General features: G+C 37.7%; 10 protein-coding genes and 1 riboswitch. Of the genes, 1 reads left to right on the top strand and 9 read right to left on the bottom strand.

From position 1 onward, the window contains the following. Positions 1-26 precede the first annotated feature (26 nt). Positions 27-854: a prephenate dehydratase gene (locus ACXX8U_RS01160; RefSeq protein WP_458564254.1), complete on the bottom strand. Its 828-nt coding sequence runs from the start codon at positions 852-854 to the stop codon at positions 27-29. 389 nt (positions 855-1,243) lie between these two features. After that, positions 1,244-2,491 (bottom strand): dicarboxylate/amino acid:cation symporter, encoded by a 1,248-nt coding sequence (locus ACXX8U_RS01155; RefSeq protein ID WP_458564253.1) that lies wholly within the window; start codon positions 2,489-2,491, stop codon positions 1,244-1,246. Positions 2,492-2,677: 186 nt separating this feature from the next. Here ACXX8U_RS01155 and gldA point away from each other — a divergent pair, with 186 nt between their 5' ends. Continuing rightward, complete coding sequence (gldA, locus tag ACXX8U_RS01150; RefSeq protein ID WP_458564252.1) at positions 2,678-3,574, top strand: gliding motility-associated ABC transporter ATP-binding subunit GldA; 897 nt, start codon at positions 2,678-2,680, stop codon at positions 3,572-3,574. A gap of 204 nt (positions 3,575-3,778) precedes the next feature. On the opposite strand, the gene metF is transcribed toward gldA, so the two are convergent. From metF to ACXX8U_RS01115, 7 genes are all read right to left on the bottom strand, one after another. Beyond that, positions 3,779-4,735, bottom strand: a complete 957-nt coding sequence (metF, locus tag ACXX8U_RS01145; protein ID WP_458564251.1) for a methylenetetrahydrofolate reductase [NAD(P)H] — start codon at positions 4,733-4,735, stop codon at positions 3,779-3,781. An 81-nt stretch (positions 4,736-4,816) separates the two neighbouring features. Next, positions 4,817-7,492, bottom strand: a complete 2,676-nt coding sequence (gene metH, locus ACXX8U_RS01140) for a methionine synthase (RefSeq protein ID WP_458564250.1) — start codon at positions 7,490-7,492, stop codon at positions 4,817-4,819. Positions 7,493-7,932: 440 nt separating this feature from the next. Beyond that, positions 7,933-8,934, bottom strand: coding sequence for a homocysteine S-methyltransferase family protein (locus ACXX8U_RS01135; protein ID WP_458564249.1), 1,002 nt, complete (start codon positions 8,932-8,934; stop codon positions 7,933-7,935). Between the two features lie 294 nt (positions 8,935-9,228). Further along, positions 9,229-9,340: riboswitch (SAM riboswitch) on the bottom strand. Between the two features lie 170 nt (positions 9,341-9,510). Continuing rightward, on the bottom strand, positions 9,511-10,563 hold the full coding sequence (locus ACXX8U_RS01130) for an NAD(P)/FAD-dependent oxidoreductase (RefSeq protein ID WP_210790813.1): 1,053 nt from the start codon (positions 10,561-10,563) through the stop codon (positions 9,511-9,513). A gap of 230 nt (positions 10,564-10,793) precedes the next feature. Continuing rightward, positions 10,794-11,372: a precorrin-2 dehydrogenase/sirohydrochlorin ferrochelatase family protein gene (locus ACXX8U_RS01125; RefSeq protein WP_458564248.1), complete on the bottom strand. Its 579-nt coding sequence runs from the start codon at positions 11,370-11,372 to the stop codon at positions 10,794-10,796. Between the two features lie 2 nt (positions 11,373-11,374). Beyond that, positions 11,375-12,148: a uroporphyrinogen-III C-methyltransferase gene (gene cobA / locus ACXX8U_RS01120; RefSeq protein ID WP_458564247.1), complete on the bottom strand. Its 774-nt coding sequence runs from the start codon at positions 12,146-12,148 to the stop codon at positions 11,375-11,377. Next, on the bottom strand, positions 12,141-14,231 hold the full coding sequence (locus tag ACXX8U_RS01115; RefSeq protein WP_458564246.1) for a ferredoxin-like domain-containing protein: 2,091 nt from the start codon (positions 14,229-14,231) through the stop codon (positions 12,141-12,143). Before ACXX8U_RS01115 ends, cobA begins: the two co-directional genes overlap by 8 nt. Between the last annotated feature and the right edge of the window lie 25 nt (positions 14,232-14,256).

Here is a 14,256-nt window from a genome sequence, read left to right as displayed (position 1 = left end):
TGTGTAACTTGGTAACTCGAAGCTCTTTATATTTTAGTATTCTTGTATTCTCCCAATACTTTAAAATATTCGGCCATAATATTCAATAATGATTTTGCTTTTGCATAATCTTCGTATTTCTCAAAAGTGACATCCACAAAAAAGGAATATTTCCAAGGAGTTTCAATTTTAGGAAGCGATTGAATCTTAGTTAAATTCAATTTGCAATCACTCATCACGTTTAAAACTGCTGCTAAACTCCCGCGTTTGTGATCTAGTTCAAATTTTATCGATGCTCTGTTGATTTCACTTTCGGGAACAAATGAATTTTCTTTTTTGATAATCACAAAGCGCGTCATGTTATTTTTAATCGTCTGTATTTCTGGAGCAATAATTTCCAAATCATACATTTCCGAAGCTGTTTTACTTGCAATTGCCGCTATTCCTTTCAATTGTTTTTCTTGAATTCTTCGCGCCGTTTCAGCAGTATCTTTGTCTTCAACCAATTTGATATTGGGATATTTTTTTAAGAAATCCATACATTGTAATAATGCCATCGGATGCGAATGTACTTCCTGAATATCTTCTATTTTTTGACCTTTCAACGCCATTAAATTTTGATGAATACTCAAATAATGCTCTCCAATTATGTGTAAATTATTCTTGTCAATTAGCGCGTAATTCGGAATAATTGGACCTGCAATAGAATTTTCAATAGCCATCACAGCTTGCTCAGACTTGCCTGCTAACAAGCTGTCTACCAATTCCTCAAAAGACAAACACTCGTCAAGAGTAAATTCATGATTGAAATATTCTTGAGCAACTTGATGATGAAACGAGCCCGTAATGCCTTGTATTCCTATAATTGTATTCATTTTACGCACTTTTAAGCAAAAAAAAATCCCGATTTGCATCGGGATTGTATATCTATAGTATCAATTTAATTTTTGAATTAAATAACCATGCAACAATCCCTTTCTACCTTCCAGAAGAAATAATAAGAGTTGCTAAAATAAAATCGGTTACTCAACATGTTTTTGTATTTTTTGTATTTATTACTTTGCGAATGTATACATAATTTTTAACTGCACCCAAAAAAAAGTTGATTTTATGACACAAAAAAGAGATTCGCTAAAAAGTTGGTTATTAATTATGTAATGTTTAAAAAAAGGCTTTAAAAATACCATTCACACAACAGTAATTCTTGCATTGTAAGGTAAAAACAAGCCTTAGTAATGCTGCAACACACACTATTGAAAGTGATTTATATTAGTACTTTATCAGAAAGCCACTTTTTCCCTTCAGCAATTCTTGCCACTAGCATCGCCGAAATCAAATCTCCATTTGCATTTAACAAAGTTGCCATTGGATCAACCAAAGTTCCAATAATCATTGCCGCTGGCAAGGCTTGTTCCATGGGGAAACCATAAACGGTTATTGCTAGGATTTCGCCTATGTAGCCACCATTAGGAATTCCGCCCTCAACAACAGAAACCACAACTGTAATTCCCAAAGCGGTGAGAATCGTAATTGGATCCGTAAAATCCTTACCAAACATGGCAAAAATAACGGCTATCTTAATAATGGAGGACATACTCGAACCGTCTTTATGCAAAGGTGCACCCAAGGGAATAACGACATTCCTAATGTGAGCAGGAATATTCATTTTTTCGGCACCCTCAAGATTTGCAGGAATGGTTGCAATACTGCTGCACGTACCAATAGCAGTTAACGAAGGTGTTATGTTATTTTTCCAGAACACTTTAAATCCTAATTTACCGCCGGCCATGTACGCATATAAACTAAAGAATATAATAAAGTAAAAAGCACAAACAGCATAATAGAGCCCTAGCGGCTTGACATAGGCACCAAACAATTGCGGACCAAAAATACCCACCTGATAAGCAAAATAGGCACCTAAACCTACAGGCGCTGTTTGCATAATAATGTGTAGCAATTGTTTCATTACTTCGTTACCAGATCGTAAAAACCTACTGAAATCATTGCCTTTTTCACCAGATTGCAAACTAGCAAAACCAACTAAAAAGGAAAAAAGAATGAGTGCCAGCATGTTTTTTCGGGACAACAATTCATAAAAATCACCCGCAGTTAATAATTGCGTAATCTGAGAGCCAGTGCTACTTTCGGCTACAACTTCTAGTGGAATTTTAGAAATGATAATATCTTGATGGATTGGAAAAATCAAAACACCTACTACCATAAGGATTGCAGAAACTAAGACCGTAAATAAAAAGACTCCAATAACGATTAAGAATAACTTTCCTAGTTTTTCGGTTTTTTCTAAAGTAGCAATTGATGCCGATATGGTAAAAAACACTAACGGAATGATGGCAGTAAACAACAAATTTAGAAAAATGTCTCCCAAAGGTTTCAAAACCTCCACCTCTTTACCAAAAACCAATCCTAACATACTTCCTGCAAGGATACCTCCAAGAAGTAACATAATGCTTTTGTAATTTTTCAAGAAACCTCCTGATCCTATGTCTTTCATGTGTCTTTTGAACTATTTTTAGTAAATATATAAATCTAAATGATAGCGGTGCAATCACAATGCTACTTTTTTAAAATAGGAACAGAAGTGCTAGCAGTTATTCTTGAAAAATTATTCTTGAATTAGTAGGCAACCGAACAACAAATCCATTCATTTTCTGTTTACTTTTGCAACAAATAATTCATCATGTCAATAGCAGTAAATAATATTTCCAAAAGCTACGGTGCTCAAAAAGCATTAGATAACATTTCATTTTCAATTAATAAAGGAGAAATTGTTGGTTTTTTAGGTCCAAATGGAGCTGGAAAATCGACTTTGATGAAAATTTTAACTACCTACATCTCCGCTGATGAAGGAACTGCCACGGTAAACGGGCAGGATGTAAACATCAATCCAAAAGCCGTGCAACTTTCTATTGGGTACTTGCCGGAGCACAATCCGTTGTATTTGGATTTGTATGTTCGTGAATATTTAGCCTTTAACGCTGATGTGTACAAAGTTGCCAAATCTCGAATCGAAGAGGTAATTCAACTAACTGGTTTAAGTACCGAAAGTCACAAAAAAATAGGACAACTCTCTAAAGGGTACCGCCAGCGTGTAGGATTGGCCAATGCACTACTGCACAATCCTGATGTTTTAATCCTAGATGAACCTACCACTGGTTTAGATCCAAACCAATTGATGGAGATTAGAAACGTAATTAAAAACGTGGGAAAAGATAAGACTGTTTTTCTTTCTACGCACATCATGCAGGAGGTTGAGGCTATTTGTGATCGCGTTATCATCATCAACAATGGTAAAATTGTTACCGATAAAAAGCTAGATAATTTAATTTCTGAAGATAAAGAACAAGTCATTGAAGTGGAATTTGATTTTCAGGTCGAGGAACAATTGATTTCTAAAATTGAAAATCTTGTTTCGTATGTGAACGTTCACGATATGATGTGGGAACTGACTTTTAAATCAGATAAAGACATGCGCTCTGTCGTCTTTGATTTTGCTCAAAACAATGGTTTAAAAACCTTACAACTCAATCAAAAGAATAAAAACTTAGAAGCGGTGTTTAGAGAGATAACGAAATAGTTGTCAGTGTTCAGTTTTTAGTATTCAGTTATTTTCACATACAAAAAACGAACTCGACAACAACACAAAACTTGACTTTGTCATTCCGACGAGGGAGGAATCTCAACAAGTCTAGTTACTGCTTCGGCAGATGATAAAACAATAAAAAAAGCTTCTAAATCACCAAAGTGCACTAGAAGCTTTTTAAATATAAAGAATAAATTGCTAAAAAAGTTGACTCGCAATTTGACGGATATTTTCAGATTTACCCATCGAATAATAGTGCAAAACAGGAACTCCAGCAGCTTTTAGTTCGCGAGATTGCTGAATAGCCCATTCGATACCCACTTGTTTTACATCTGCATTTGTTTTGCATTTGTCTACTGCATCAATTAAATCTTCGGGTAAATCGATTCGGAATATTTGTGGTAAAATTTGTAAATGCCTATGTACCGCCAATGGCTTGATACCAGGAATAATAGGCACTGTAATTCTCATTTCTCTTGCTTTGGACACAAATTCAAAATATTTGGCATTGTCAAAAAACATTTGTGTCACCACATAATCAGCACCCGCATCCACTTTCTCTTTTAACCTTTTCAAATCAGAAAGTAGCGATGGAGATTCCAAATGTTTCTCAGGATATCCGGCTACACCAATACAAAAATCAGCTTTATTATCCACATGCATCACTTCATGCAAATACTTGCCTTCGTTCAATAATTTGATTTGCTGCACTAGATCAATAGCAAAGCGATTTCCACCCGCTTTTGGAACAAAGGATTGTTCGTCCTTCATCGCATCACCTCGCAACGCCATTACATTATTGATTCCCAGATAATGACAGTCTACTAGTAAGTACTCTGTTTCTTCTTTGGTAAAACCACCGCACAATACATGAGGCACCGTATCTACGTTGTATTTGTGTGTTATCGAAGCGCATATTCCAAGGGTTCCTGGTCGCATTCTGGTTAGTTTTTTATCCAATAAACCATTGCCTTTATCCACATAAATAAACTCCTCGCGTGAGGTAGTCACATCAATAAATGGCGGTTTGAACTCCATCAAAGGGTCAATGTTGTCATACAATTCTTGAATACTTTTCCCTTTTTGAGGCGGAATAATTTCAAATGAAAACAAAGTTTCTCCTTTTGCTTTTTCTATATGTTGTGTTACTTTCATTTTATTTTTTGTTTCATGTTCCAAGTTTAAAGTTTAAAGTTCTCCCAAGTAACTTGAAACCTTAAACTTGAAGCAAAATTCCTAATCGGCAATATTCGGGTTCAACCATTTCATGGCTACATCAGTAGAAACATTTCTTCTTTTGGCGTAGTCAATTACTTGATCTTCTTTAATTTTTCCGAGTCCAAAATACTTACTTTCTGGATTGCCAAAGTAGTAACCCGATACTGATGAAGCCGGCCACATAGCCATACTTTCGGTTAAGGTTACTCCAATTTCTTCCGCAACATTTAATAATTTCCAAATTGTTGGTTTCTCTAAATGATCTGGACAAGCTGGATATCCTGGTGCTGGTCGAATTCCTTTATAAACCTCATCAATCATATCTTCGGTAGATAAATCTTCGTCTGCGGCATAACCCCAAAATTCTTTACGGATTTTTTCGTGTAGATATTCAGCAAAAGCTTCTGCAAAACGATCAGCCAGCGCTTTCACCATAATCGAATTATAATCATCTAAATCCTTTTCGAATTCAGCCGCCCATTCGTCCACACCAAAACCAGTAGTCACACAAAATGCTCCCATATAATCGACTTTCCCACTTTCTTTTGGCGCAATAAAATCAGACAAAGCGATGTTTGACGCTCCTTTGGTTTTTTGAGACTGCTGACGCAAAGTCAAAAAGGTCTGTAATTGTTTTCCGTTTTCATCCGTCAGTTCAATATCATCATCGTTGATTTGATTCGCTGGAAAAATGCCGTAAATACCTTTGGCAGTCAATTTTTTCTCCTCTAAAATAACTTTCAGCATCGCTTGTGCATCAGCAAAAACCGAAGTCGCTTGTTCGCCCACTACCTCATCGGTTAAAATAGCTGGATATTTTCCAAACAATTGCCAAGTTCTAAAAAACGGCGTCCAATCGATATAAGGCACCAAAGTTTCTAAATCTACTTCTACGATTTGCTTGCCAATCACTTTAGGTTTCACGGGAGTGAAATTATCCCAATCCAATTGTAATTTATTTTTACGGGCTTGCTCAATGGTCAAGAAATTCTTATCGCGGGAACGATTCAAAAACGTTTCTCTAAACGCATCGTATTCTGCACGAATATCACTGGCATATATTTTTCGGTTGTGATCCAATAAATTACCTGCAACCGTTACCGCTCTCGAAGCATCGTTGACGTGAATGACAGTCGAATTATATTGTGGCGCAATTTTCACGGCCGTATGCGCACGCGAAGTTGTAGCACCACCAATCATTACGGGAATATTCAGTCCTCTTTTATCCAATTCTTTAGCGAGATACACCATTTCGTCCAAAGACGGCGTGATCAATCCGCTTAATCCAATAATATCTACTTCATGTTCTATAGCTGCTGCAATAATTTTTTCTGGAGGCACCATTACACCTAGATCTACGATCTCATAATTGTTACAAGCCAATACCACCGAAACTATATTTTTTCCAATGTCATGAACATCACCTTTTACGGTAGCCATCAAGATTTTTCCGTTCCCAGATTTGTCCCCAACTTGCTTTGCCGCTTCAATAAATGGCAATAAATACGCCACTGCTTTTTTCATCACACGTGCCGACTTTACCACTTGTGGCAAAAACATTTTACCCGAACCAAACAAATCACCCACTACATTCATTCCCGTCATCAGGTTAATTTCAATCACCTCAATAGGTTTTGTAGCAGCTTGTCTCGCTTCTTCAACATCTTCTTCAATAAACGCATCCACTCCTTTTACTAATGAGTGTGTAATTCTTTCTTGAACGGTTCCAGAACGCCATTCTAAAACTGCCTTTTCATTTGTTTTGGATCCGTCGCCTTTAACATTCTCAGCAAAATCGAGCAAACGTTCTGTCGCATCGTCGCGTCTGTCCAGAATCACATCTTCAACATGCTCTAATAAATCTTTCGGAATCTCATCATAAATCGACAACATTTCAGGATTTACAATCCCCATCGTCATTCCGTTTTGAATGGCGTGGTACAAGAAAACCGAGTGCATCGCCTCACGAACCGTATCGTTTCCTCTGAACGAAAACGAAACGTTACTCACTCCACCACTGATGTGTGCATGCGGTAAATTTTCGCGAACCCACTTGGTTCCTCTAAAGAAATCCAACGCATTCAAGCGGTGCTCTTCCATACCTGTTGCTACTGGGAAAATATTCAAATCGAAAATGATATCTTGTGGCGGAAATCCAATTCCCACCAAAATATCATACGAACGCTGACAAATTTCAACACGCCTTTCGTAATTATCCGCTTGACCCACTTCGTCAAAAGCCATCACAATTACCGCCGCTCCGTAACGCTTTATCAATTTAGCATGGTGAATAAAAGCTGCTTCGCCTTCTTTCAACGAAATCGAATTCACAACACATTTCCCTTGTACGACTTTCAAACCGGCCTCAATGATTTCCCATTTTGAGCTATCAATCATAATCGGCACACGGGAAATATCCGGCTCAGCCGCAATCAAATTCAGAAATTTGGTCATCGCATATGCGCCATCAAGCATTCCCTCATCCATGTTAATATCAATGATTTGTGCACCGCCTTCTACTTGCTGGCGCGCAATATCAAGCGCCTCATCGTATTTTTCTTCCTTAATCAATCGAAGAAATTTTCTCGAACCCGTCACATTGGTTCGTTCCCCCACATTCACAAATACACTTTCCGGCGTAATAATTAAGGGCTCCAATCCTGATAATACTAGGTTTCTTCTTTTTTCTGCCATTTTAATTTAAGTTACTAAGACCCTAAGTAGCATAGGTTCTGAGTTGTTTTTATGATATCATTTGCTGCAAAGTTTTCAAAACCTTACCATTTTATTTCAATTCTTTTTTGGGCGTGTCCCTCCAAAAAAAGTCGGGTCGGGCTATTCGTTTCAAGTACTCAATCAATTCCGTTAGCACTCCATTGATATGCGGGCTTTCCACTACTATCCCTCAAGCGGGCATTGTGCTAACAACACATTTTTTTTTATTGATTCTTTCGTTTCTTTATTCTTCAATTTTGTCATTCTGAGGAACGAAGAATCTAAACAAGTTGCTCACATAATAAAGATTGCTTCGCCAGTTCGTTATCGCTTGGGTCTTCGTTCCTCAGAAAGACAAACTAACCACGAAATTGCATTTCTTTTGCTTGACATTGAAAAAAACAATACCCAACCAAAAACTACATCACCGCAGTCGAAACTCTCGGTTTATATTCCTTAGCGATATCGGCAATTAATTTGATGTGTGCTGGTGTTGTTCCGCAACAACCTCCTATTATATTTACTAAATTATCGTCTAAATATTCTTTGATAAAAGCTTGCATCTGTTCTGGTGTTTCATCGTATTCTCCAAAGGCATTAGGTAAACCTGCGTTAGGATGCGCCGACACATTGAACGATGTGTTTTGTGACAAAGTTTGCAAATAAGGTTTCAATAAATCAGCACCAAGTGCGCAATTGAATCCTACGCTCAACAACGGAATATGCGAAACAGAAATCAAGAAAGCCTCAACCGTTTGTCCCGAAAGTGTTCTTCCAGACGCATCGGTAATGGTTCCTGAAACCATAATTGGAATATCAAGATTACGTTCGTCTTTTACTTCTTCAATAGCAAAAAGCGCTGCTTTGGCATTTAGGGTATCAAAAATAGTTTCTACCAAAAGTAAATCGCAACCGCCATCCATAAGTGCTTCTACCTGTTGCTTGTACGCGATGCGCAAATCATCAAAAGTTACGGCTCTGTAACCGGGATCGTTTACATCTGGCGACATGCTTGCTGTTCTGTTCGTGGGTCCAATGGAACCCGCAACAAAACGAGGTTTGTCTGGATTTTTGGCGGTGTATTCATCGGCTACTTCGCGGGCTATTTTTGCCGACTCATAGTTCAATTCATACACATATTCTTCCAGATAGTAATCGGCCATACCGATGGTGGTTCCTGAGAAAGTATTGGTTTCAACAATATCAGCTCCAGCTTCAAAATAAGCGGCATGAACGTCTTTTATAGCTTGTGGCTGCGTGAGCGACAATAAATCGTTGTTTCCTTTTAGCGAATGCGGAAAATCCTTGAAACGCTCTCCTCTAAAATCTTCTTCGGAGAAATTGTAACGTTGCAACATGGTTCCCATAGCTCCATCAAGGATGAGGATGTTTTTTTTAATGGCTTCGTGAATGCTTGACATAACTTTTTATTGCTTGCAAAACACAATTTGAAATTGTGATTTTTACTTTTGATTAGTATTTCCAAAAGTTCCCCAATTTTTCTTTATAGCCCCGATTGCAGTGAAAATCCTTTTATTTTTTTCTTTAAAAAATAAAAGATTACTTCACTAAACTTTCATTTTAAACGGAGTTCAGTGAACTTCGTTTGTAACGGAAAGCGGGAACGATTATGACTGAAAAGCGCCATTAATCTGCTCTAAAAAATTCGATAAGTTGTCAAGAAAAGGTTTGAGAAATACTGTAGAAGTATTCTTGTGTTATCTATCTTTGATACTGGTTGTATAAAGTAGAATGTAGCACCTTCTTTAAAAATAAAGGGTTGCTAAGGTTTCATTGGGTCTTTCCCTCCGCCTTTCGTGATAACTTTCAATAAATATAGGAACAGTGCAAAGGAACGACATAGCGCTAACAATTGCAAGTATTTTTTTTAAAGATTCTTAGGTAGTTTGTTGCAAAACTTTTAAATGGAAAGTTCTGAATTACTAAGATTTTAACCAATCTTAGCAACTCAGAACCTTTGTAACTCTGCAACTTTTTTACACGATTGCTTTTACAACCGCTTTTGGAGCTTCTTTACGAGTTCCGTCAAAACCATCTACACCTGAAACGGTAGTGTATTTTAACACATAACGCTTTCCTGGATTAATGATTTGGTAAGCCGCTTGACACATTAAAGTGGCTTCGTGGAATCCGCATAAAATCAATTTTAATTTTCCTGGATAGGTATTTACGTCGCCAATAGCGAAAATTCCAGGAATATTGGTTTGGTAATCTAAAGCGTTGTTAACTTTGATTGCGTTCTTTTCGATTTCTAATCCCCAATCACCAATTGGACCTAACTTTGGCGTAAGACCAAAAAGCGGAATAAAGTAATCGGTTTCGATGGTGCGTTGTGCGCCATTTTCCTCGACTACAACTGCCTCAAGATGCTCAGCTCCTTTTAAACCTACTACTTCACCTGGCGTAATCATTTTAATTTTTCCGGCTGATTTAAGCTCTTGAACTTTTTCTACAGAGTCTAAAGCACCACGAAACTCGTTGCGACGGTGAATCAAAGTCACTTCTGAAGCTACATTTGACAAAAAGATACTCCAATCTAGAGCCGAATCACCACCTCCAGCGATAACTACGCGCTTGTCACGGAATTTCTCTGGGTTTTTGATAAAGTATTTAATTCCTTTGTCTTCGTAGAATTCGATGTCCTCAATCAATGGTTTTCTTGGTTCAAAACTACCTAATCCACCAGCAATAGCAATAACTGGTGCATGGAATTTCTTGCCTTTGTTTGAAGTCACAATAAAAGTTCCGTCTTCTTGTTTTTCGATGGTTTCAGCACGTTCACCTAAGGTAAAACCTGGTTCGAACTGCTTGATTTGCTCCATTAAGTTATCTACTAAATCACCAGCTAATACTTCTGGAAATCCAGGAATATCATAAATAGGTTTTTTAGGATATAACTCTGATAACTGCCCACCTGCTTGTGGCAAAGCATCTAATATATGGCATTTTAATTTTAATAATCCTGCTTCAAAAACTGCAAATAAACCTGTTGGCCCCGCGCCAATAATGAGTATGTCTGTTTTAATCATTTTGATTTAATTTAGTATCCTTTGTTGTGCCTCCAATTATACTTGTAGACTGTTATGGAAATTGTTAATTGTGTTTATCTATGTTATTGTATTGAACCTAGGCGCTCAATCCTTTTAATTTTAATTGAGTACAAATATCACTATTCTGTTTAGTTAAAAAAACAGAAACTGATTATTAAGAACTATTACATCTTAGCTTTTTTCTATGAGCTTGAGATGGCGTCTTGTGCTTACTTTGCTTTGAGCGTCTCGGTGATTTCATTCATTTTTTGAACTTTTTCCTCAAAATTCCCTTTCAATGTTTTGCGATATTCATTCAAGTTTTCGACCATTTTATTAATATCGTCTGGAATAATTTCTTCAAAAAACTCTCGCAATCGTTTGGCTGTAGTGGGTGATTTTCCGTTGGTTGAAATAGCAATTTTCACATTCCCTTTGGTTACAATTCCACCCAAATAATAATCACACAATGGCGGTGTATCAGCAATATTGCAAATCAAATATCTTTTTCGAGACAAATCATAAATCCTCTTGTTCACCTTTAAATCATCGGTGCAGGCAATCACCATGTGGCGTTTGCGCAGCATCCATCGATTGAATTTTTTATAGGTCAACTTCACTGTTGGGTGACTTCCCGCCAAGGTTTCTAACTCTTGCAAAAACCAAGGCGCCACTACCTCAACATTGGCATTGGGACTGGATTTCAACAGAAACGATAGTTTTTCTAAACCCACATTTCCGCCGCCCACAATGAGCACATTGAGGTTGTGTAATTTTAAAAAAATAGGATATAATTCGTTTCTTTCCACAGTTATTTCAATTCTTTGGCTATGAATTCTTCGTAAAAGCCTTTTAATTTATTGCTCTCTTTAACCACCTCGCCAATGACGATAATGGCAGGCGAACTTAATTGTTGTTGCGCCACAACAAGCTCAATGGTGTTGATGGTTCCAACCCCAATTTTTTCCTGAGCGGTCGTTCCGTTTTGAATAATGGCAACCGGTGTTTCACCTTTAGATTCCTTTTGGAACAAATCAATAATCTGAGTGAGTTTGCTCATTCCCATTAAAATAACCACCGTTGCTGATGATTGTGCAGCCAAAGCCACATCATTTGACAATTTCCTATCAGAAGTTGTACCCGTAATTACCCAAAAACTTTCAGAAACGCCTCTTTTGGTCAATGAAATCCCTTGGTAAGCCGGAACAGCAATCGAGGATGAAATTCCAGGAACCACCGATGTAGGTATGCCAAAACTTTCTATAAAATCAATTTCTTCACTTCCACGGCCAAAAATAAATGGATCACCTCCTTTTAATCGAACTACATGCCCATAGGTCAAGGCATTGTCTACAATCAATTGGTTGATTTGATCTTGTGAATACTCATGACAGCCTTTGCGTTTGCCTACAAAAATCTTAATGGATTTTTTGGGAGCATACGTCAAAATCTCCTCGTTGGCTAGGGCGTCGTACAATACCACATCCGCTTCTGCTAATGCTTTGGCTCCTTTGATCGTCAGTAAATCAGGATCGCCAGGACCCGCACCAACAAGTGTTACGATGGGTTGTTTCTTTTTAAGCATCAGCTAAGTCTTTATTTCTATACGCTTCGATGGCATCAAAAAACACAATGGCATCTTGAATGTACTTTTTAGCAAATTCAGCAGAAGGTTCATTTTGGTTAATTTGATACACCAATTCTCGTAAAGAAGATTGCAATTGAATTGTATTGGTAGCCACAAAAACGGTATCAAACAAATCGATAATTCCCGCTTGGTGGTTTGTTTTTTGATTTTCGGCTAGTAATAATGCTTTGGCTCCGTTGACAAATCCGGCGTACGCCAAATAAATAGCATCCGACCATTTTGCATCTTCAAAAGCTTCTTGAGCAAAAGTCAATTTTTCTTTCGCTTCAAATAATAAAGTAGCAACCAAGTCAATTACAACTCCGGCACATTCTCCTACTCCAACTGCTTTTACATAATTATCTGCATTTCCCCAGTCAACGAAATCAGCTTCGGTAAGATTGGTTACATCAGCCAATGGTTTCAAAAATTCGTAGAAATATTTTTCGCCTTGAGCATCATAATAATTTAAGAACGATTGTCCGTTGGCATTGGCTTCAAAATCATTTAAAATCAAACGCAAAGCATCGGGTCCTCTTCGACTCGGGATTTTGATTACTTTATCAGAGAATCTTCCAGATCCATTTCCTAAGTTTCCACCACCTAATAAAACTTGCAAGGCTGGAGCTACCAATTTACCCGCATTGATTGACATTCCTTGAAAACCAATTTCGGCCATATTGTGTTGCCCGCAAGCATTCATACAACCACTAATTTTAATAGTAATTTCACGGTTGTTGCTGTATTGCGGATATTCAGCAGTTAAAACACGTTCTAACTCTACCGCAATTCCGGTGCTGCTCGCAATTCCTAAGTTACACGTATCGGTACCTGGACAAGCTGTAATATCAGCAATCGTGTTGTAGCCTGTGGTTACAAAATCTAATTTGGCTAATTCTTGGTAAAAGAAAGGAAGGTTTTCCTCTTTTACGTGACGAATTAAAATATCTTGACGCAACGTAAAACGCAATTCGTTTGCTGCATAATTTTTGATTAAGTGCGCTAGTGCTCTGGCTTTATCGGTATAAAAATCACCTAATTGAACTTTTATTCCTATAGCTACATAACCCGCTTGTTTTTGCGGAATTACATTTGTTTTTTTCCAAGCTTCAAAAGCTGCTACATCTTCAATTTCGACTTTTGGCACTTCTAATAATGGCGCTGCAATAGGTCCCTCAAAAGCAGTAGTGTCGATTTCAACAGTTTGGTGAGATAAGGCTTTTTTCTCTTCGTCTACCAATCGTAAAAATTCGTCTTTCCCTATTTCTTTCAACAAAAATTTCAAACGTGCTTTTAAACGTTTGGCTCTTTCGCCGTAGCGGTCAAAAATTCTTAAAATCCCTTCGGTACTTGGAATGATTTGATTGGCAGGAATAAACTCTGTCAGCAATTCGGCATGACTCGGTTGCGAACCTAAACCTCCACCTAACATTACTTTGAAACCTTTTACACCGTCTACAATTTTTGGAATAAAACCCAAATCGTGTAAATAACTCAAACCGGTATCTTTATCTGATGACGAAAACGACATTTTGAATTTACGTCCCATTTCTTGACAAACCGGATTTCTCAAGAAAAACTGAAACATCGCATGCGCATACGGAGACACATCAAAAGGTTCCTCTGGATCAATTCCTGCTGTTTCGCTTGCGGTAATATTTCGAACTGTGTTTCCACAAGCTTCTCTTAGGGTAACATCGTCTTTTTCTAATTCGGCCCAAAGTTGTGGCGTGCGATCTAAACTCACGTAATGAATTTGGATATCTTGACGCGTGGTAATGTGCAAACGCCCTGTTGAATACTCATCAGAAACTTTTGTGATGCGCACGAGTTGCTCGCTAGTTACTTTACCAAAAGGCAATTTGATGCGAATCATTTGCACACCTTCCTGACGCTGCCCGTAAACGCCACGTGCTAAACGCAGACTACGAAAACGCTCGTCGTCAATTTTTCCGTCACGGAATAAAGCAATTTTTCTTTCTAAATCGATTATGTCTTTTTGAACAATCGGATCTTCAATTTCGGTTCTAAAACTTTCCATTTGTTATAAGCTATTCGCTATTAGC

The sequence above is a fragment of the Flavobacterium sp. GNP001 genome (genome assembly GCF_054343775.1).
Note: the sequence above shows the minus strand (reverse complement) of the source record. Positions and strands in the feature narration are given on the sequence as shown.